Source organism: Aquitalea sp. S1-19, assembly GCF_024343515.1.
On record NZ_RJTZ01000023.1, the window covers coordinates 16,438 to 36,181 of the forward strand.

Sequence of the window (19,744 nt, forward strand, 5' to 3'; positions counted from 1 at the left end):
CGGCCGTCTTTGACGCGGCTCGCGCCTACGGGGAGGGTTGCTTCCCATTTTTGTTATTGATTCGTAGCGTTGGGTCGTATGGTAGGGTGGGTTAGCCGCTGGCAAGCGGCGTAACCTACCGCAAATCAGCGGTGAAATGGTGTGCGTGGGGTGGGCTGGTGGGGATGCTTGGAATGCAAGGGGCTTGTTGAGACAAGCCCCTTATTCATGGCTATGTCCCCATTACGAATTGGTCTTTACGGTATGCGATGCATGCTATTTATACGGCAGCGACCCATCCCCGTTAGGCTCGCACCGGTGCAAAAGACGCTGGCGAGGTTTTAAGCTGGCCCTTGTTTGAGCGATTCGACGGTAGCGAATCGCGAGTTGGCCAGCGCCTCGCCAGCGACTTTTGCACCGGGGTTTCGCGAGACTTCGGGGGCGCCGGGGATGCAAGGGGCCGGGCGCGTCCGGCCCCTGCCCGCATGCCGCGCGGAAGCGGCAATCAAAAACGTCCGCGCAGCGGACACAAATTGCACCTGCGCTGCACCTCTCGTCCAGATTGAAAATATCACCGCGCTGTTTAAGCCTCTCTATTAATTAGGTTTACCTAATACACGAACGTCGTTGCTTTACATTCACATGTATGAAATGTAAATATGTCGCGCAGGGCATGGCAAAGTGCCGGCATCAGGCATGGCCATGCTGCTGCTTCGTGAAAAACAAGGGGAAATCATCAATGTTGTCAATCAAGTATGTACACGGCGGCGTGGTTTGCGCCGTGATCTGGTCTGCATCGCAAGGCGTGATGGCCGCATCTGCACCTCTGGCGGCAGGGGCGGTGGCGGCTCCGGACCAGTATGGCGCGCAGGTGGCCGAGCAGATCCTGAAAGCCGGTGGCAATGCGGTGGACGCGGCGGTGGCGACCGCATTTGCGCTGGCGGTGACCTATCCGGAAGCCGGCAATATCGGCGGCGGCGGTTTCATGACCATCTACCACAACGGTAAACCTTATTTCCTCGACTATCGCGAGGTGGCGCCCAAGGCGGCGACCCGCAATATGTATCTGGATGCCAAGGGGGAGGTGATCGAGAACCTGAGTCTGGTCGGCGCCCGCGCTGCCGGCGTGCCCGGCACGGTGATGGGGCTGTGGGATGCGCACCAGCGCTTTGGCAAACTGAAGTGGGCTGAGCTGGTCAAGCCGGCGATCCACTTTGCCGAGCAGGGCTTTGTGGTGGCACCGGGGCAGTTCCAGTACCGCGAGGATGCGGTGAAGTTCTTCGGCGACAAGACCAACTTCGCCAGCTATTTTGGCGCGATGAAAGCCGGCGAGACCTTCCGTCAGCCGGAACTGGCCGAAACGCTGCGCCGTATCTCGAAATACGGTGCCAAAGATTTCTATCAGGGCAAGACGGCCGGCTTGCTGGTCGCGCAGATGAAGGCGGACAACGGCCTGATTTCTGCAGCCGACCTGCGCGACTACCGCGCCAAGTGGCGCGAGCCGATCAAGATCAGCTGGCGCGGCAATATGGTCTATACCGCACCGCCGCCCAGCTCCGGCGGCATCGCCCTCAGGCAGTTGCTGACCATCAAGGAAAACCGTGCCGCCGACTTCAAGGGTGTGGCGCACAATTCGGCACAATACATCCACCTGTTGTCCGAGATTGAAAAGCGCGTGTTTGCCGACCGCGCCGATTATCTGGGCGACCCGGATTTTTCCAAGGTGCCGGTGAAGCAGCTCACCGACAAGGCCTATCTGGCCCGTCGTGCCGCGGAAGTCAATCCCAGGGCCATTTCGCCGACTGAGAAGGTGAAGCCGGGCCTGGAGCCGCGTCAGACCACGCATTTCTCCATCATCGACAAATGGGGCAATGCGGTCGGCAACACCTATACGCTGAACTGGGATTTCGGTAGCGGTGTGGTGGTGAAGGGCGCGGGCTTTTTGCTGAACGACGAGATGGATGACTTCAGTGCCAAGCCGGGCGTGGCTAACGCCTTTGGCGTGGTGGGCAAGAACGCCAACGCGATCGAGCCGGGCAAGCGCATGCTGTCGTCGATGAGCCCGACTATCGTGACGCGCGACGGCAAGGTGGCGATGGTGCTGGGTACGCCGGGCGGCTCGCGCATCTTCACCTCCATCTTCCAAGTCCTGAACAATGTGTACGACTACAACATGCCGCTGCAGCAGGCCGTGGCGGCGCAGCGCGTACACCATCAGTTGCTGCCCAAGGACACGATCTTCTTTGATGCTTACGCACCGCTCGCGGGCAAGCAAGCCGAAGAGCTGAAGGCCATGGGTTACACGCTGGAGGATCAGGGCTGGAATATGGGCGATATCCAGGCGATCCGTATTAACGGCAACATGCCTGAAACCGCATCCGATCCGCGTGGCCGCGGTGTGGGCCGTATCGTGAAGTAATTGCCGGCATGATTCCGGGTGTGCTGCGGCATGTCCGGGATGGCTTGCGCTTTATTGCGCGCCCTGCAGCAGAAATGAACAAGGCCCGCCTGCCATCACGGCAGGCGGGCCTTGCTGATGTGGCTGTTACTTGACGCCGTGACCGATGGCGCCGCCGATGGCTGCGCCGCCTACGGTGCCCAGCGTGCCGCCATTCGTCAGCACCGAGCCTGCGACACCGCCGATGGCGGCGCCAACGGCGGTATTTTTTTGCTGCTGGCTCATGCCGGCGCAGCCGGCCATGCTTGCGGCGAGGGTGAGGATCAGTAGCGAGCGGGTGAGCGTGGTTTTCATGATTGGTACTCCTGGGTGGCGGGTAGGATGGATAAGCCTGTGCCCGGCGGCATCCATCCTGTTGCCCGGTTTGTATCGTCCTGGTGGATGAAGCCTGCCGTCTGTTATGGATGCAAGTGCCGTATACGGTCAGGCATCAGGCGAAAGGCTGGGCATGGACGATAAAAATGAAAGAGAGCGACATCCTTCGCTATGTTCGCATCCTGTCGTTGTGCGTTCAAGCATAAAAGCCTGAACGACAGAGGCGTGCTTGCCAGAGCACGGCCGGTGTCGCATGGCCGTTTGTTTTGTTGTAGCCCGTGCCTGCCTTTTTACACCCTCCGAGCTTGTCTGTGTGTGCGGGTATCGTGCTCACGCGCTGCGCCAGCGCCGGATTAGGCTATATGGGTATTTTCTTGTCTTTCTTTGGCCGGATTTGTAAAATCGGCAGTCCGAATGTTTTTGTTTTTTGTCCGTCTGTATGTCGCAATGCCAATCCTGCGGCGCTTGCTGCGCCAGTTTTCGCGTGTCTTTTTATTGGGCCGAAGCCAGTGATGGTGGCGGCACTGTCCCGGCCGAACTCACCGAAGAACTTGATCCATGGCGCCGTTGCATGCGCGGCACCTGGTCGGATCTTCCCTTATGTGCGGCTTTGCAAGGCGAGGTCGGCACCCAAGTGTCGTGTGCCATTTATCCGGAGAGGCCGTCGACTTGCCATGATGTGCGCGAAGGTGATGCGCAGTGCCTGCGTGCCCGTGAACGCTGGGGCTTAAGCGTCCCGCAGCTTATGCCCGCATAGCAAGGACGGTTTTGCTGCGCTCAGTTGGCACCACCGAGGGTGCCTGTGTGCGATAGGGGCAGGCGCGTCTTTATTTGCAGCGGTTCAGGCTGGCATCGGTACCCAGGTATTGCGCCAGCGCATTTTGCATGGCGCTGCTGGTGTTGCCGAAGGTTTTGACGCTGCAATCGCTTTGGAATACGTAGCCTGCCAGACTCCGGGTCTTGGGGCTGTAAAAGATCGCAGCGTTATTGTCAAAGCAGTTGTGCTGCTCGCACATGCTGTAGAGGTAATAGGTCTGGCCGTTCAGGGTGAGTTTTTCGCCTGGTGATTGTGGCCCCGAGGCCAGCGCGGCGTAGTTGCCCGGCTGGATTTTCTCGATTTCTTTCTTGATGCTGATAGCGAGGCCGCGTTCCTGTTTGATGACATCGAACAGATAGGCCTGATAGCGGTCAGCGGCATGCGCGAACGTGGCAAGGCCGGCCAGCAGCAGACCCGAGATGAGCGGATGCTTCATGCTGCATTCCTTGTGGGGAGTCTGTGGCGCCGCTGGCGGCGCCACAGGGTTTTAGAAGCTGGCAACGTCCTTTTCCATCTCGCTTAGCAAGGAGGTCGGCCCGGCAATGCGGGAGTCCGGCAGGCAGGCGACTTTCGGATTCTTGTCCGGATAATCGAGCAGATGCAGGAAGTGGCGGATGCAGTTAAGGCGTGCCCGCTTCTTGTCGTCGGATTTGATGACGGTCCAGGGCGCATCGGCGGTGTCGGTATGGAAGAACATGGCCTTTTTGGCTGCGGTGTAATCGTCCCATTTATCCAGCGACTGGATGTCGATAGGCGACAGTTTCCAGTGCTTGAGCGGGTCGTCGCGGCGCGAGACAAAGCGGCGCAACTGTTCTTCGCGGCTGACCGAGAACCAGAACTTGAATAGGCGGATGCCGCTATTGACCAGCATGCGTTCGATTTGCGGAGTCTGGCGCATGAATTCCAGGTATTCGGTCGGGCTGCAAAAGCCCATCACCCGCTCGACGCCGGCGCGGTTATACCAGGAGCGGTCAAAAAACACGATCTCGCCTGCTGTTGGCAGGTTTTGCACGTAGCGCTGGAAATACCATTGCCCGCGCTCGACTTCGGTTGGCTTTTCCAGCGCCACCACCCGCGCGCCGCGTGGATTCAGGTGTTCCATATAGCGCTTGATGGTGCCGCCTTTACCGGCTGCATCGCGCCCTTCAAACAGGACGACGATTTTCTGCCCGCTTTCGCGTACCCAGTTCTGCACCTTCAACAGCTCGATTTGCAGTTCGGCCTTTTGCCGTTCGTATTCGGCGCGGCGCATGCGCGTGCGGTAGGGGTAGTCTGCCGGTAGCGGCGCTTCGGTGCTGTCCTCGCTGCTGCCCGGTGGTGCCTTGGCCACCAGCGTGGCAACGGGTGCATGGCTGATGGCTTCGATATCCCTGATCGACTGCTCATGCGCTTTTTGCGTGGCGCTCGCGGTCGGCGTGCGCGGTTTGCGCGGGGCGCGGGCCGGTTTGGCTGGCGGTGTGGCTGCTGCCATGTCCTCGGCTGGCACGTCGGTGATGGGGAGATTTGTTTCCTGGGTCATGAGTGGACCTCTTCCTTTGATGATCTTGTTCGCCTTCCATGATGCTAGCATGGTTTTTTGTGTGATGGCGCGACAAAACGGGGCGCAAATTGCAGTACTCGGAAAGAATCGTCTGATCGGTTACAATTCCCCGATTCGACGTTTGCAACAGACATTCAAAATGAGCACGGAACACAGCGCACCAGTTGTCAGTAACTTCATTCGTTCCACTATCGACGCAGATCTGGCGTCGGGCAAGCACGCGTCCATCGTGACCCGCTTTCCGCCCGAGCCCAACGGCTATCTGCATGTCGGTCACGCCAAGTCCATCTGCCTGAACTTCGGTCTGGCCGAAGACTATGCCGGCAAGTGCCATCTGCGCATGGACGATACCAACCCCGAGAAAGAGTCGGACGAGTATGTGCAGGCGATCAAGGAAGGCGTCGAGTGGCTGGGCTTCAAGTGGGACGGCCATGTGCGCTTTGCTTCCGACTATTTCGATGCGCTGTACGATTACGCGCTGGAGCTGATCGCTTCGGGCAAGGCTTTTGTTGATGATTTGTCGGCCGAAGAAATGCGCGCCTATCGCGGCAGCCTGACCGAGTCTGGTCGCGAAAGCCCGTACCGTACCCGTTCGGTCGAGGAAAACCTTGACCTGTTCACCCGCATGAAGGCTGGCGAATTCGCCGATGGCAGCAAGACGCTGCGCCTGAAGATCGATATGAGCTCGGGCAACGTCAATCTGCGTGACCCGGTGATCTACCGCATCCGCCGTGCCCATCACCACCGCACCGGTGACAAGTGGTGCATCTACCCGATGTATGACTACACCCATTGCATCTCCGACGCGCTGGAAGGCATCACCCACAGCCTGTGCACGCTGGAATTCGAAGACCACCGTCCGTTATACGACTGGGTGCTGGACAATATCTCCATCGCTTGCCATCCGCGCCAGTATGAATTCTCGCGTCTGGAGCTGATGTATGCGCTGACCTCCAAGCGCAAGCTCAACCAGTTGGTGGTCGATGGTGTGGTGTCCGGCTGGGACGACCCGCGCATGCCGACCATCGCCGGCATGCGCCGCCGCGGCATGAGCCCGGAGGGCATCCGTCTGTTTGCGCAGCGCATCGGCGTGTCGCGCAGCGAAAACGTGGTCGATATGAGCATCCTCGAAGGCGCGGTGCGCGATACGCTGGAAGGCGAATCGCCACGCGTGATGGCGGTGGTGAATCCGCTCAAGGTCACGCTGACCAACTTCGACGCCGCGCTTGCCGGCAGCCGCAGCGCACCTTTCCATCCCAAGCACCCCGAGCTTGGCGAGCGTGATGTGCCGCTGTCGCGCGAAATCTGGATCGAGCGTGACGATTTTGCCGCCGTGCCGCCGCCAAAATGGCAGCGCCTGATCGAGGGCGGCGAAGTCCGCCTGCGCTACAGCTATGTGGTCAAGTGTGACGAAGTCGTGACCGATGCGTCCGGCGAGATCATCGAACTGCGCTGCAGCATCGATTACGATACGCTGGGTAAAAATCCGGAGGGGCGCAAGGTCAAGGGCGTAATCCACTGGGTATCGGCCGAACATGCGCTGGAAGCCGAAGTGCGCTGGTATGAGCGCCTGTTTACCGAAGCACGCCCCGATGCGGTGCGTGGCGAAGATGGCGAATATGTCGATTTCCGTCACTTCCTGAGTGAAAACTCGCTGAAGACGATTACCGCCTATGTCGAGCCGGCCGTGAAAGACGCCGCGCCTGAAGCGCGTTACCATTTCGAGCGCGTGGGCTACTTTGTGACCGACCGCATCGACCATGTGGCAGGCTCCAAGCCGGTGTTCAACCGCACCGTGGGCCTGAAAGACACCTGGGCCAAATAAGTTGTAGCGCTGGCCGTTGCTATCCGTAGCGGCTGCAACAGACGGCAGGGCGATATGCTCCTGCCGGTTTTCTTGAAGTAAAAAAGACAGGTTTTAACATCATGCTGAGCCTCTATAACACCCTGACCCGACAGAAAGAAGTCTTCCAACCGATCGAACCTGGCAAGGTACGCATGTATGTGTGCGGGATGACGGTGTACGACCTCTGTCACATCGGGCATGCGCGGATGTTGGCGGCGTTTGATGTGATCTACCGCTGGATGCAGGCCTCCGGCTACGACGTAACCTATGTGCGCAATATCACCGATATCGACGACAAGATCATCAAGCGGGCGGCCGAGCGCGGCATCCTGCCGCAGGAACTGGTCGAGGGTACGATTGCCGACATGCATCAGGATGCGGCGGCGCTGGGCTTGCTGCCGCCGACGTTCGAGCCGCGTGCCACTCAGCACGTTGCGGGCATGATCGCGATGATCGAGCAGCTGATCGCCAACGGTAAGGCCTATCCCGCCGCCAATGGTGACGTTTACTATGCCGTGCGCGAGTTTGAAGGTTACGGCAAGCTGTCCGGCAAGAAGCTGGATGATATGCGTGCCGGCGAGCGTATCGAGGTTGACCCCTTCAAGCGCGATCCGATGGACTTTGTGTTGTGGAAAGCGGCCAAGCCGGGCGAGCCATCCTGGACCAGTCCGTGGGGCGAGGGGCGTCCGGGCTGGCATATCGAATGCTCGGTGATGAGCTGCTTCCATCTGGGCGAGCATTTCGATATCCACGGTGGTGGCGAAGACCTGCAATTCCCGCACCACGAAAACGAAATTGCCCAGTCCGAGGGCGCGCATGGCCACCAGTACGTCAACTACTGGCTGCATAACGGCTTTATCAACGTCGACGGCACCAAGATGTCCAAGAGTCTGGGCAACTTCTTCACCATCCGTGATGTGCTGCAGCATTTCGATGGCGAAGTCGTGCGCTTCTTTATCGTGCGCAGCCACTATCGCAGCCCGGTCAACTTTACTGATGGCATCCTGCATGATGCGCGCCAGGGGCTTACCCGTCTGTATACCGCCTTGCGAGATCTGGATCTGCCGGCGTCCGTCGGCATCGACTGGAGCCAGCCGTATGCGGCACGCTTCAAGACGGCGATGGATGACGATTTCAATACCTCGGAAGCTGTTGCCGTATTGTTCGAACTGGCTGGTGAAGTCAACAAGAACAAGGATGTCGTGCTGGCGCGCCTGATGAAGGATCTGGCCGGTTTGCTGGGCCTGCTGCAACGCGAGCCCGAGGCCTTCCTGCAAGGGGGTGTCGGCGAGGAGGCTATTTCGGCCGAGGCTATCGATGCCTTGATCGTGGCGCGTCGCGAGGCGCGCGCAGCCAGAAACTGGGCCGAATCCGACCGCATTCGTGACGAGCTGACCGCCAAGGGCATCGTGCTGGAAGACAGCGCCGGCACCACCACCTGGCGTCGTGCCTGACTTGTTTTGCCCTGCTGTGGCGGCTTGCCGTCGCAGCAGGCTTGTCAAGCTTTGTTAAAGCGCGGATAATCCCCGCTTTCTCCAAGCAGTGCAGGCAAAACCCCTGTACCCGCAACCCAAGGAAATATGATGAAACCAGAAATCCACCCGAATTACAAAGACCTGTCGGTAACTTGCTCTTGCGGCAACCAGTTCACCACCAAGTCCACCATGGCTAAAGACGCATTCACGATCGAAGTTTGCTCGCAGTGCCACCCGTTCTACACTGGCAAGCAGAAGATTGTTGACACCGCAGGCCGTGTTGACCGCTTCAACCAGCGTTTCAGCAACTTCTACAAGCGTTAATCGCTGGCAGAATGTATGCAGTCAAAGGCAGCCTAGGCTGCCTTTTTCATTTTCTGTTACCCTGATTTTTTCCCTGCCTCCTATGGCCAGGCTCGCAAATGCTGACCTACACCCCGAATCATGACAATACGGCCCCGGTGCCGACCGAACGGCCATGGCTGTTGCTGTTGCTGACCTTTATCTGGCTGTGGCCGGGCATACTCGGACACGACCCGTGGCGGCCGGATGAGCCGTGGGTGACGGCGGTGGTGCAGCAGATGCTCTCCAGCGGCAATTATCTGGTGCCGGCGCTGGACGGCAAGGCTTTTTTGCGCGACGCCCCGCTGTATTACTGGCTGGGCGCGGTGTTTGCCAAGCTGTTTTCGCCATGGCTATTGCCGCTGCATGACGCCATCCGGCTGGCGACGCCGTTTTGCATGGCGGTTGGCCTTGCTTTTGCCGGTGGAGCCGGGCGCGAGCTGATCGGCCGCCGCCATGGCCGCAGTGTGGTGCTGATCCTGATCGGCTGCTTTGGCCTGATCGTGACCGGGCACGAGATGAACCCGGTCGTCGCCGGCTTTACCGGCTTTGCCGCTGCCTTTTACGCCTTGACGCTGGCGCTGCGTGCTCCTGCATTGGGGGGGGCTTTGCTGGGTCTGGCCAGCGTCTGGCTGCTGCTGTCGACCAGCGCATTCGAAGTGGCGCTGGTGTGGCTTTTGGCGCTAAGCCTGCCTGTATTTGCCGCATGGCGCAGCAGGCGTCACGCCATTACGCTGTTGATGGCATTGCTGATTGCCGTACCCTTGTGCTCGCTGTGGTTGATCGGCTTTAAAAGTAGCCATCCTCTGGCCTTCCAGTTGTGGCTGGATGCGTTTGCGCTGGGCCCGTTCAACGGCTTTGCCCGACTCGCCTTTTTCCATGAGCCCGGTTACTACTCCAAGACCGTGTTGTGGTATGCCTTCCCGGCCTGGCCCTTGGCCATGTGGACGCTGTATCGCAGTTACCGCATCCAGCGTTTTAAGCGGCCGATGATACAGCTGCCGCTGCTTGCCTTTGCGGTGAGCATGCTGGTGCTGACCCTGTCCAGCCGCCAGTCCAGCGAGTCGGCCTTGCCCTTGCTGTTGCCGCTGGCTGTCTTGGCTGCGGCCGAGCTGGATACCCTGCGCCGCGGGGCGGCAGCTTTTCTTAACTGGTTTGGCCTGATGACTTTTGGCCTGTTCGGCCTTTTGGTGTGGATGGGCTGGCTGGCGATGAACTTCGGCTGGCCCGAGCGTCTGGCCGGTCGTGCGCACTATTTCAGTCCTTACTATGTGCCGCATATCTCGTTCATCGCGGCCGGTTTTGCCTTGCTGGCGACCCTGGGCTGGTTATGGGCGGTGACGCGACGCCATTTACGCGGACGCCAGGCCGTCACCAACTGGGCCGCCGGCATTACCTTGTTCTGGGGCTTGGGCATGACCTTGTGGCTGCCCTGGCTGGATGCCGCCAAGAGTTACCGGCCGGTGGTCGATAAAATGATGGCGGTGCTGCCGGATGATGTGCAGTGCGTAGCCACTGACAGCCGTAACAGCATGGCACGCCTGAGCTGGCGGTATTATGCCGGCCTCGAGCTCAAGCCTTATATCGCGGGTGAAACCCCGCCTTGTGACTGGCAGCTGGTGGTACGTACCCGCGATGAAGGCTTGGCCGAGCCGGGCTGGCAGGTGTTCTGGAGCGGTTCACGGCCACGTGACAAGGATGAGCAATACGGTCTGCTCAGGCGTCAGCCCTGAGCGTTTCAGTCAGATTTTTCTATGAAGGGCGGCACGCTGTGCCGCCATTTTTTTGTCTGGAAAGAGGCCATTTTGCGTGTGCAGGTCGCTGAAGTGGTCAGCAGCAGAGCCTGTTTGCGTTCTATATTTTTGTTTTTGATTTTAATGAGGCTGCAAATTTAAACTTTTTAATTTACAATCTGCGACAAGATTGCCATTGGCATTTTTGCGGGCGATTTTAATAACAAAAAGGAGAAGGTCGTGAAGTATCTGAAATTGACCGCCGTATTGCTGCTCAGTGGCTGCCTGGGCGGTGGCGGCGGTAATGGCACTGAAGGCGGCAAGCCGGACGCAGATGGTGTTGCACCCGTCCCGGTACCGGGGCTGGATGCGGCGGTAGACGCCTATTACCCCTATCAGCCGGTTGCGGAGGCCGTTGCCAGCGGCGACCCGGGCGACTTGCCGCTGGATGCGCACCAAGCCTTGCTGGCAGGGGCGCGTTTTCTGGTGGAAAACGCCAGGCAAAACCAGTTGCGCCTGCTTGAACCGATGCTGCAAGGCGATGTGTACCAGGGCTATGACTTTGGCGGTAATAGCCGTCAAATCTGGCCTGCCAGCGATAATGCGGCACCCTTGGTGATTGCCGAAAATGGGGCGGTGCTGGCTGCGATGGCCGAGGTTGGCAGCGGGCGCGCCATCGCCTGGGGCGGCGATGTATTGTGGAATATGGCGGATGCCGGCCGGGCGCAGCAGGGATATTTTTCCTTCTTCAAGCGCAGCATGAACTGGCTGCTGACAGGGCGTGCAGGCGACGAGCGCTTGCCGGCTAAAGTGCGCTATGCCACGCATGCTTATTCTTCCGCCAATATGGCGGGCTTTCTTAAGCGTGCAGATAGTATTGCCGAGCCTGTTGCCTGTGCCGTGGCGCAGGAAAACAGCTGCTGGCAGGACATCGATCTGTTTGTTTTCGGGCAGGGCAGTACGAACACCGAAGCGGCTGCCGCACAGGTGAAAAAATATCTGGCAGCCGGCAAGTCGGTGCTGTATTTGCAGTCCAACTGGAATTACGGCGCGCAGCAGATCCCGGCCGCCATGGGGCTGACGCTGAGCCCTGACTATGGCGGGCAGTACTGGGCAGGCGGTGCAGTCGCCGCGACGCGGACGATGGCCCAGTCTTTGCAAAAAGTTGATAGCAGGGGGGCGTTCTCTTCGCGCATTGCGCTGATCGATGCACTGGCGAATGATGCCTTGCCTGCCGGGGATCTGAGTGCCCATATCGCGACACTGGATCGTATCGCGCAGGAAAAGAATGCTTACCAAAGCGCCGGCACACCCTTATTCGAGACGGCGTCGACCGACTTTCTGCGTTATGTGGTGCTGTGGGCCGATGTCTGGCGTCGTGAAATCGATTATGGCCCGCTCAACCGCAACAGCCAGCCCTCGAGTTTCTTGCGGGCACTGGCATCGGACTCCTGGTCTTTTGCCGTGCGTGCCAATACCAGTACACCTAAAACCTATGGTGACTGGATGCCGCAGGCAGTAGAAAACATCAGCCCGTCGCAAATCGATGAAGAGGTCGAGGTGACAATCGCACAAGCGGGGGGCAAAACAGCGATAGGTCGTGGCGCCTTGCCGGGCAAGGCCGTTCAGATCGAGGTGCTGGACGATGGGGGGGCCGGTTATCTGGGCGTGCGTATCGGCTTTATCCGTGCGCGCGGAAATCCGTTGTCCGACAACTACGACCGCGCACGTTATCCGGATGGTCATCTGGTCAAGCTCAAGTCCGGTCAGGTCAATACCGTCGTCTTTCCCTGGGGCGGTCCGCTGTTCCTTGACTACAACGGCGCGACGGCCGGCAAGAGCGTGAAGCTGCGCATCAAGGGGGCCACCCGTTACGCCCATTTTGACTTTACCCAGCCTATCAGCGAGAGCGAGCAGGCCGATGCCGTGGCCGCGCTACAGCGTGGCGATTTTGGCTGGCAGACGGCCAAGTTTGAAGGCGGCGAAGTCCAGCAGACCATCGCCAAGGCCAAGGGGGTGATCGGCAATAAGGATCCGAAAACCTATGTGCTGGATGAGCTCAAAGGACGGATCTTTGACAGCAATCATATTGCCAATGGTTACAGCAATATGGCGATGTCGCCCAGAATCGCCGAACTGTGCACCCAATTCGGCTGGGAGTGTAGCGGCAGCAAACAGCGCGCACCTTCGGTCCAGCATTTTGTCGGCTGGCTGGCGCAATGCGGTTTCCTGTGTTCGGGTAATCCGTCCGATGGCGCGGCGGGTCTGGCGCCGGGCTGGGGCTGGTGGCATGAACTGGGGCATAACACGGTACCGCGCTCGCAAAAGCTGGTGTTCGAAGGCAAGGGCTGCGTTGTCGAGTGCGACAACAATATCCTGGCCAACGCCAGTGCCCTAAGGCAGTTCGCGCTGACCGGCATTGATGTCAATGGTGACCGTATCGACCATAAGGCGCTGTATGGCGCGGCCAAGCGTTCGCTCGACAAGGGTTTGACGGGGGCGGCTTTGCAGCAGGATATGTATAACTGGTTCTGGATCGGTGGCGGGCAGAACCACAACGCCATGCGCGCCGTGCATTTTCAGCTGGCTTTCCTCTATGCCCAGGCGCGCCATGGCGAAGTACAGCCCGGTTTGCTGACCAGTCTCGAGTATTTCACCCTGCTGTCCAAGGGCGATCGTCTGGTAGGGAGTGCTTGGGACCCGCTTAACAAAAACAAATATGGAATGGGGCGCTACGCGAGCAACACTATCAGCAACCATGAGCTGGTGTATGTGCTGTCGTCCAAGATCATCGGGCGCGACCTGAGGCAGTTGTTCGAGATGTACGGCATTCCGCTATCGGCAATGGCGCTGGACTCGGTGGCCGATTTGAATCTGCCGCTGCAGGGCAAGGTGTTTTACGCGCTGGCACCGGGCAAGGGCAACCAGTTGTCCACTGGGCGCTGGCTGAATCTGGCCTCGGGCATGGATGTCTATCCGTTCTGATCCGTAATGTTTGTTGGTGTCAAGGGCGGCGTCAGCCGCCCTTGGGGAGTGGTCACAGAAGGTGGCCACTCCCACTTTCCATTCACCGCTGCAACTCGGGCAAGTCGCGGTAGAGCGCCAGCGCGTCAGGATTGGCCAAGGCTGACACATTGTTGACCGGTTCGCCGTGGATGATGTTGCGTACCGCCAGCTCGACGATTTTGCCGGACTGGGTGCGCGGAATATCGGCCACCGCAATAATGCGCGCCGGCACATGGCGCGGGCTGGCGCCATCGCGGATCTGGCGGCGTATACGTTCGACAAGTGGGCTGTCCAGCGTTGCCGCCGCTTGCAGGCGTACGAACAGCACCACCCGTTCGTCGCCTTGCCAGCGCTGGCCGACGGCCAGGCTCTCGAGCACCTCGGGAATGGCTTCGACCTGGCGGTAGATTTCGGCGGTGCCGATACGTACGCCGCCCGGGTTCAGCACCGCATCCGAACGGCCATAGATGATCAGGCCATCGTGGGCGGTGATCTCTGCATAGTCGCCATGGGCCCACAAGCCGGCAAAGCGGCCGAAATAGGCCTGATGGTAGCGCTTGCCTTGCGGGTCGTTCCAGAAGCCGACCGGCATGGAGGGGAAGGGCTGGCGGCATACCAGCTCACCCTTTTGCCCGCGTAGTGACTTGCCTGCTTCATCCAGAACATCGACCGCCATGCCAAGGCCGCGGCATTGCAGCTCGCCTGCCCATACCGGCAGGCAGGCATTGCCCAGCGCAAAGCAGGACACGATATCGGTGCCACCCGAGATCGAGGCCAGATTGATGTCGCGCTTGATATGGGCGTAAACCCAGTCAAAGCTCTCGGCTACCAGCGGCGAGCCGGTGGAAAAGACTGCGCGCAAGGCATCCAGACGCCAGTGTCCGGCCGGCTTGAGCTCCAGCTTGCGCAGGCCGTCGATATATTTGGCCGAGGTGCCGAAATGGCTGCAATGGTATTGCTCGGCATAGTCCCACAATACGCGGCCTTCGCCGGCAAAGGGCGAGCCGTCGTAAGTGAGCAAGGTGGCCCCGCTGGCAAGGCCCGATGCCAGCCAGTTCCACATCATCCAGCCGCAGGTCGTGAAATAGAACAGGGTGTCTCCGGCATGAATGTCGGCGTGCAGCTGGTGTTCTTTCAGGTGCTGCAGCAAGGTGCCGCCATGGCCATGCACGATGCACTTGGGTTTGCCGGTAGTGCCGCTGGAGTAAAGGATAAAGAGCGGATGGTTGAACTGCACGCGGGTATATTCGATGCTGCGCGCCGGATGCGCGGCAATAAAAGCCTGCAGCGTTTCGGCCTTGGCGACACCGGCGGCAAAAGCCTCGCCTTCACCCAGATAAGGCAGCACCACGACACGGCTGACGCTGGGCAGGGCGGCACTGATGGCGGCAACGCGTGGTGCAAGATCGATCGCCTTGCCGTTGTACCAGCAGCCATCGGGGCAAAACAGCAGCTTGGGCTCGGTCTGGCCGAAACGGTCCAGACAGCCATCCAGCCCGAAATCGGTCGAACAACTGGTCCAGATCGCGCCCAGACTGGCGCAAGCCAGCATGGCAGCGAGGGTTTCGGGTTGGTTGGTCACAAAACCGGCCACACGGTCACCGGGCTTGATGCCCATGCCGTGCATGGCTTGCTGCAGGCGCGAGACCAGCGCATTGAGCTCGCTATAGCGCATCTCGCGCTTGATCTTGTCTTCGCTCCAGAATACGCAGGCCAGCGCCTCATCATCACGGCGCAGCAGGTTTTCGGCGTAATTAAGCCGGGCTTCGGGGAAGAAGCGGGCGGATGCCATGCTGTCGCCGTGCTGCAAGATGGTCTTGCCCTTGTCGCCGATGACCTCGCCGTAGTCCCACAGCAGTGACCAGAAGGTTTCCGGCTGGTCGATGCTGGCCTGCCACAGGCTGGCATAGTCGGGGTAGGACGCGCCGCTGACCGACGCCATCAGGCGGGTGAACGCGGCCAGATGGCTGGCTGCGATGCGCTCGGGGCGCGGGCTCCATAGCGGGGTGTCCTGCATGCATCTCTCCTGATGGCGGCCGGGCCTAGCCGGCGTCGTCCTGTTGTTGCGGGTGGGCCTGGGCAAAGGCCGGCAGTGCGGCGCAAGCTGCATCTATCGCCAGCAGCCGGGGGTAGGGCGCGAGATCCACCCCGAAACGGCGCGCATTATAAAGCTGCGGAATCAGGCAGCAATCGGCGAGCCCGGGCTGCTCGCCATGGCAAAAACGGCTGGTGGGGTGGTCTTGCGTGAGCCGGCTTTCCAGTGCCGTCAGCCCGAGGCTGATCCAGTGCGCAATCCATGCGTTTTTGGCCGCATTATTCGCACCCAGCTCGGCCCTGAGGTAGTCCAGTACGCGCAGATTGTTCAGCGGATGGATGTCGCAGGCGATGGATAGCGCCAGCGCCCGCACCTGTGCACGGCCCCTGGCATCGGCCGGCAGCAAGGGGATGGCGGGGCGGGTCTCATCCAGATACTCGATAATGGCCAGCGACTGGCTGATGCGGCTGCCGTCGTCGTCGATAAAGAGCGGCACCAGTTGCTGCGGGTTCAGTGCGGCGTAGTCGGGGTGGTGTTGTCCGGCGTGTGCCAGATGCACCGCCTGTGTCTGATAGGGCAGGCCCTTGAGCGCCAGCGCGATGCGCACGCGATAGGCGGCCGAGCTGCGCCAGTAGCCGTAAAGCTTCATTCGGCCTGCTCCACGCGGTTGATGATGCTGCCAAAGATAGAGTGGCCGGCGCTGTCGTGCATGCGGATCTCTACGCTGTCGCCAAAGCGCATAAAGGGCGTGGCGGGCGCACCTTGCTCTATGGTTTCCAGCATGCGCACTTCGGCCAGACAGCAAAAACCGACGCCGCCGTGTTCGACCTTGGCGCCATTGAGGCTGCCTTGCTTATTGGATACCGTGCCCGAGCCGATGATGGAGCCGGCAGCCAAATCGCGCGTTTTGGCGACATGGGCGACAAGGCGGGCGAAGCTGAACACCATATCGACGCCGGCATTGGGGTGGCCGAAAGCCTGGCCATTGAGGCTGACTTGCAGCGGCAGATGCAGCTTGCTGTCCTGCCATGCCTCGCCCAGTTCGTCCGGCGTGACGGCGACCGGCGAGAAACTGGAGGCCGGCTTGGACTGGAAAAAGCCGAAACCCTTGGCCAGTTCGCCCGGGATCAGATTGCGCAGCGACACATCATTGACCAGCATAATCAGGCGGATGGCGCTGGCACAGGCGGCGACATCCGCACCCATGGCGACATCGCCGGTGATGACGGCGACTTCGGCTTCAAAATCGATGCCCCAGTCTTCGCTTGCCGCGCGTATTGTTTCGCGCGGGCCGATAAAACTGTCCGAGCCGCCCTGATACATTAGCGGGTCGGTGTAAAAACTGGCCGGCATTTCGGCGCCGCGGGCACGGCGCACCAGTTCGACATGGTTGAGATAGGCCGAGCCGTCGGCCCACTGGTAGGCACGCGGCAGGGGCGAGGCGCAGGCCGCCTGGTCAAAGGCAAACTCGCCGGCGACCGGCCCGGCTTCAAGTGCTGCCGCAAGTTCCGCCAGCCTAGGGGACAGTTGCGCCCAGTTGTCCAGCGCCCCCTGCAGCGTGGCGGCGATCTCAGGCACGGCCAGCGCGCGCTTGAGGTCGCGCGAAACCAGCACCAGCGTGCCGTCGCGTGTGGCGTTTTTCAGTGTGGCCAGTTTCATGTGTTTGCTTCCTTGTTCCAGCTGCCGTCGTGCATCCAGCGTGCGTGCGCCGGCGCTTTTTTAGTGCGTGACCATTCTTCAAGCATGGCGTCTTTGACCCTGTCCAGCTCGGCCAGCATGCCGGGGCGGGCGGTATTGGCCGCCAGCTCCAGCCGGTGGCCATTGGGGTCGAAGAAATAGATGGACTGGAACAGGGTGTGATCGGTCGGGCCAATCACCTTGATGCCGGCCGCCTCCAGCTTTTGTTTGGTAGCCAGCAGCACTTCCAGCGATTCGACTTCCAGTGCCAGATGCTGCACCCACGCCGGCGTATGCGGGTCGCGTCCCATCGGTGCTTGGGTCGGCAATTCGAAAAAGGCCAGCACATTGCCGCCGCCGGCATCGAGAAACACATGCATATACGGGTCGGCTTCACCGGTGGAGGGGACGCGGTCTTCGGCGATGGCCAGCACAAAGCGCATGTCCAGATGGGTCTGGTACCAGAGCACGGTTTCGCGCGCATCGCGGCAGCGATAAGCGACATGATGGATTTTCTGAACCAGCATGGCAGTGTCTCCTTAAAGGGCCGGCGACCTGTATCGCAGCCGCCGGATGCCAGCTTAAAGCGGATGCCGGTTTAACGGGAGACAGGTCATGTCTTTGTCGGCTAAAAACAGGGCAAATAATGCCAAATAATAAGCAGGCTCAGCCACGGGCCACCGCATTCGGGCTGCGGCCCAGTGCGTGCGCCACGCGCGAGGCGGGCATCTTGCCGAGTAGGTCGCTGATAAACCAGGCGGCGTCGACCACCTGCTGCAAGTCGACACCCGTTTGTAAGCCCATGCCCTGCAATAGCCACAACACATCTTCGGTGGCGACATTGCCCGAGGCGCCGCGTGCATACGGACAGCCGCCAAGGCCGGCGACCGAGCTGTCGAAGGTATGCACGCCCATCTGCAAGGCGGCGGTGATATTGGCAATGGCCATGCCGTAGCTGTCGTGAAAATGCCCGGCCAGTTGCGTGGCCGGCACCTGCATCCGTACGGCAGAGAGCATTTCGTGCACGCGGTTTGGCGTGCCGGTGCCTATGGTGTCGCCCAGCGAGATTTCGTAGCACCCCATTTCCCTGAGCGCGGCAGCTACCCGCGCAACTTGGGAGGGTGCGATTTCACCCTCGTACGGGCAGCCTAGCACGCATGACACATAGCCGCGTACCCGCAGCCCCGCGTCCAGCGCCCGGCGTGTGACGGCGGCAAAGGCGCTCAGGCTGTCGTTGATGCCCATATTCAGGTTGTGGCGGCTGAAGCTTTCGCTTGCCGCACCGAAAACCGCAATTTCGTGCGCGCCGGCCGCCAGTGCGGCATCCAGCCCCTTTTCATTGGGTACCAGTACCGGGTAATGCACCGGCCCTGCCAGATCCAGTGCCGCCAGCACATCGGCGCTGTCTGCCATTTGCGGCACCCAGCGCGGCGAAACAAAGGCACCGGCCTCGATATGCGTGAGGCCGGAGGCGGCAAGACGCCGTATCAGCTCGAGCGTGCCCGCCAGCGTAACGGGCTGTTTTTCATTCTGCAGCCCGTCGCGCGGGCCGACTTCGACGATTTTGACCTGCATGATGCGCTCCTTATGCGGCTTCGAAATCGACCAGTTCGTCACCATCACCGACTTGCTCGCCAGGGGAAAACAGATAGGCATTCACCTTGCCGGCGGCCGGCGCTTTAAGCGTGTGCTCCATCTTCATCGCCTCCAGTATCATCAGCGGCTCGCCTTTTTCCAGTTGCGTGCCTACTGCGGCCAGATGGGCGACGACGCGTCCGGGCATGGGCGCCTTGATTTGGGCGTGGCCATGGATTTCACGACTGGCATAGGCATACGGGTCGCCAAGCCGTGCGCTCAGGCTGTGGCCGCGACTGAACAGGATGCGTTGCTGGCCCTGATGAATGACGCGGGCCTGATAATGCTGGCCGTTAAGCCAGGCGCTGAAACCATCGCTTAAGGCCTGAATGCGTGCATCGAACACCTCGTTCGCCAGCGTGATGCGCAAGCCGTCCGGCCGGTATTCCAGCAAGACGGTATGCACGCACTCTGCGACCTGCCATTCGAAGCGGCGTTTGAACGTCCCGTTCAGGCGCCAGCCATTGCCGCCGTCCAGCGCCTCGGCAAGCGAGAGTAGCGCCAGTTGCCACGGCTCGGCGGCCGCTGCACCCAGCAGCAGTTCGGCTTCGTCGCGGGCGATCAGGCCGGTGTCGACGTGACCGGCGGCAAAGTCGGGGTGGGCCGCCAGGCGCGCCAGAAAAGCAGTATTGCAAGCGACGCCGGCGATCTCGCACTGGGCCAGTGCCGATTTCAATGTTTGCAAGGCAAGCTCGCGTGTCTCGCCCCAGACAACCAGCTTGGCGATCATCGGGTCGTACCATGGCGAAATGCTGTCACCCTCGATCACGCCGCTGTCTATGCGTACCCGTGCGCTGGTTTGTGGCAGGCGCAGATGGGTGAGCGTGCCGGTGGCAGGCAAAAAGCCCTTGTCCGGATCTTCGGCGTAAATGCGCGCTTCAAAGGC

At 60.4% G+C, this 19,744-nt stretch carries 16 protein-coding genes; 7 read left to right on the plus strand and 9 right to left on the minus strand.

From position 1 onward, the window contains the following. Positions 1-718 precede the first annotated feature (718 nt). Complete coding sequence (gene ggt / locus EGI20_RS05560) at positions 719-2,398, plus strand: gamma-glutamyltransferase (protein WP_498630334.1); 1,680 nt, start codon at positions 719-721, stop codon at positions 2,396-2,398. A gap of 126 nt (positions 2,399-2,524) precedes the next feature. On the opposite strand, the gene EGI20_RS05565 is transcribed toward ggt, so the two are convergent. After that, positions 2,525-2,731 carry a YMGG-like glycine zipper-containing protein gene (locus EGI20_RS05565; RefSeq protein ID WP_498630336.1) on the minus strand — a complete coding sequence of 69 codons (207 nt, stop codon included), beginning with the start codon at positions 2,729-2,731 and terminating at the stop codon, positions 2,525-2,527. A gap of 460 nt (positions 2,732-3,191) precedes the next feature. Here EGI20_RS05565 and EGI20_RS05570 point away from each other — a divergent pair, with 460 nt between their 5' ends. Then, positions 3,192-3,509, plus strand: coding sequence for a YkgJ family cysteine cluster protein (locus tag EGI20_RS05570; RefSeq protein WP_498630338.1), 318 nt, complete (start codon positions 3,192-3,194; stop codon positions 3,507-3,509). 70 nt (positions 3,510-3,579) lie between these two features. Here EGI20_RS05570 and EGI20_RS05575 read toward each other — a convergent pair whose 3' ends face one another. After that, positions 3,580-4,005 (minus strand): Ivy family c-type lysozyme inhibitor, encoded by a 426-nt coding sequence (locus EGI20_RS05575; RefSeq protein ID WP_498630339.1) that lies wholly within the window; start codon positions 4,003-4,005, stop codon positions 3,580-3,582. A 51-nt stretch (positions 4,006-4,056) separates the two neighbouring features. Beyond that, positions 4,057-5,088 carry a polyphosphate kinase 2 gene (gene ppk2, locus EGI20_RS05580; protein WP_498630341.1) on the minus strand — a complete coding sequence of 344 codons (1,032 nt, stop codon included), beginning with the start codon at positions 5,086-5,088 and terminating at the stop codon, positions 4,057-4,059. Positions 5,089-5,248: 160 nt separating this feature from the next. Here ppk2 and EGI20_RS05585 point away from each other — a divergent pair, with 160 nt between their 5' ends. The 5 genes from EGI20_RS05585 (at position 5,249) to EGI20_RS05605 (ending at position 13,490) form a co-directional block, all read left to right on the plus strand. After that, positions 5,249-6,934 (plus strand): glutamine--tRNA ligase/YqeY domain fusion protein, encoded by a 1,686-nt coding sequence (locus EGI20_RS05585; protein WP_498630342.1) that lies wholly within the window; start codon positions 5,249-5,251, stop codon positions 6,932-6,934. A gap of 101 nt (positions 6,935-7,035) precedes the next feature. After that, positions 7,036-8,409, plus strand: a complete 1,374-nt coding sequence (cysS, locus tag EGI20_RS05590) for a cysteine--tRNA ligase (RefSeq protein ID WP_498630344.1) — start codon at positions 7,036-7,038, stop codon at positions 8,407-8,409. A gap of 129 nt (positions 8,410-8,538) precedes the next feature. Beyond that, on the plus strand, positions 8,539-8,754 hold the full coding sequence (gene rpmE / locus EGI20_RS05595) for a 50S ribosomal protein L31 (RefSeq protein WP_124734304.1): 216 nt from the start codon (positions 8,539-8,541) through the stop codon (positions 8,752-8,754). A 98-nt stretch (positions 8,755-8,852) separates the two neighbouring features. Continuing rightward, positions 8,853-10,505: an ArnT family glycosyltransferase gene (locus EGI20_RS05600; RefSeq protein ID WP_498630346.1), complete on the plus strand. Its 1,653-nt coding sequence runs from the start codon at positions 8,853-8,855 to the stop codon at positions 10,503-10,505. Between the two features lie 240 nt (positions 10,506-10,745). Then, positions 10,746-13,490 carry an ImpA family metalloprotease gene (locus EGI20_RS05605; RefSeq protein ID WP_498630348.1) on the plus strand — a complete coding sequence of 915 codons (2,745 nt, stop codon included), beginning with the start codon at positions 10,746-10,748 and terminating at the stop codon, positions 13,488-13,490. 82 nt (positions 13,491-13,572) lie between these two features. On the opposite strand, the gene EGI20_RS05610 is transcribed toward EGI20_RS05605, so the two are convergent. The 6 genes from EGI20_RS05610 to EGI20_RS05635 form a co-directional block, all read right to left on the minus strand. Continuing rightward, positions 13,573-15,528 carry an acetoacetate--CoA ligase gene (locus EGI20_RS05610; protein WP_498630350.1) on the minus strand — a complete coding sequence of 652 codons (1,956 nt, stop codon included), beginning with the start codon at positions 15,526-15,528 and terminating at the stop codon, positions 13,573-13,575. A 25-nt stretch (positions 15,529-15,553) separates the two neighbouring features. Next, positions 15,554-16,195, minus strand: coding sequence for a maleylacetoacetate isomerase (gene maiA / locus EGI20_RS05615; protein WP_498630352.1), 642 nt, complete (start codon positions 16,193-16,195; stop codon positions 15,554-15,556). Beyond that, a complete protein-coding gene (locus tag EGI20_RS05620; RefSeq protein ID WP_498630353.1) occupies positions 16,192-17,205 on the minus strand; it encodes a fumarylacetoacetate hydrolase family protein in 1,014 nt (337 codons plus the stop codon). The genes maiA and EGI20_RS05620 overlap by 4 nt, the downstream gene beginning before the upstream one ends. Next, on the minus strand, positions 17,202-17,750 hold the full coding sequence (locus tag EGI20_RS05625; protein WP_498630355.1) for a VOC family protein: 549 nt from the start codon (positions 17,748-17,750) through the stop codon (positions 17,202-17,204). Before EGI20_RS05625 ends, EGI20_RS05620 begins: the two co-directional genes overlap by 4 nt. Positions 17,751-17,889: 139 nt before the next feature. Next, positions 17,890-18,798: a hydroxymethylglutaryl-CoA lyase gene (locus tag EGI20_RS05630; protein ID WP_498630357.1), complete on the minus strand. Its 909-nt coding sequence runs from the start codon at positions 18,796-18,798 to the stop codon at positions 17,890-17,892. Positions 18,799-18,808: 10 nt separating this feature from the next. Beyond that, on the minus strand, positions 18,809-19,744 hold a 936-nt coding region (locus EGI20_RS05635; protein WP_498630359.1), incomplete at its 5' end, for a biotin/lipoyl-containing protein.

What these genes read in the sequence shown, in the direction of transcription:
- EGI20_RS05610 (WP_498630350.1), bottom strand. Translation starts at nt 15,528, where the DNA reads ATGCAGGACACCCCGCTATGGAGCCCGCGCCCCGAGCGCATCGCAGCC.
- ggt (WP_498630334.1), top strand. Translation starts at nt 719, where the DNA reads ATGTTGTCAATCAAGTATGTACACGGCGGCGTGGTTTGCGCCGTGATC.
- cysS (WP_498630344.1), top strand. Translation starts at nt 7,036, where the DNA reads ATGCTGAGCCTCTATAACACCCTGACCCGACAGAAAGAAGTCTTCCAA.
- rpmE (WP_124734304.1), top strand. Translation starts at nt 8,539, where the DNA reads ATGAAACCAGAAATCCACCCGAATTACAAAGACCTGTCGGTAACTTGC.
- EGI20_RS05585 (WP_498630342.1), top strand. Translation starts at nt 5,249, where the DNA reads ATGAGCACGGAACACAGCGCACCAGTTGTCAGTAACTTCATTCGTTCC.
- EGI20_RS05570 (WP_498630338.1), top strand. Translation starts at nt 3,192, where the DNA reads ATGTCGCAATGCCAATCCTGCGGCGCTTGCTGCGCCAGTTTTCGCGTG.
- ppk2 (WP_498630341.1), bottom strand. Translation starts at nt 5,088, where the DNA reads ATGACCCAGGAAACAAATCTCCCCATCACCGACGTGCCAGCCGAGGAC.
- EGI20_RS05575 (WP_498630339.1), bottom strand. Translation starts at nt 4,005, where the DNA reads ATGAAGCATCCGCTCATCTCGGGTCTGCTGCTGGCCGGCCTTGCCACG.
- EGI20_RS05600 (WP_498630346.1), top strand. Translation starts at nt 8,853, where the DNA reads ATGCTGACCTACACCCCGAATCATGACAATACGGCCCCGGTGCCGACC.
- EGI20_RS05565 (WP_498630336.1), bottom strand. Translation starts at nt 2,731, where the DNA reads ATGAAAACCACGCTCACCCGCTCGCTACTGATCCTCACCCTCGCCGCA.
- EGI20_RS05630 (WP_498630357.1), bottom strand. Translation starts at nt 18,798, where the DNA reads ATGCAGGTCAAAATCGTCGAAGTCGGCCCGCGCGACGGGCTGCAGAAT.
- EGI20_RS05625 (WP_498630355.1), bottom strand. Translation starts at nt 17,750, where the DNA reads ATGCTGGTTCAGAAAATCCATCATGTCGCTTATCGCTGCCGCGATGCG.
- EGI20_RS05620 (WP_498630353.1), bottom strand. Translation starts at nt 17,205, where the DNA reads ATGAAACTGGCCACACTGAAAAACGCCACACGCGACGGCACGCTGGTG.
- maiA (WP_498630352.1), bottom strand. Translation starts at nt 16,195, where the DNA reads ATGAAGCTTTACGGCTACTGGCGCAGCTCGGCCGCCTATCGCGTGCGC.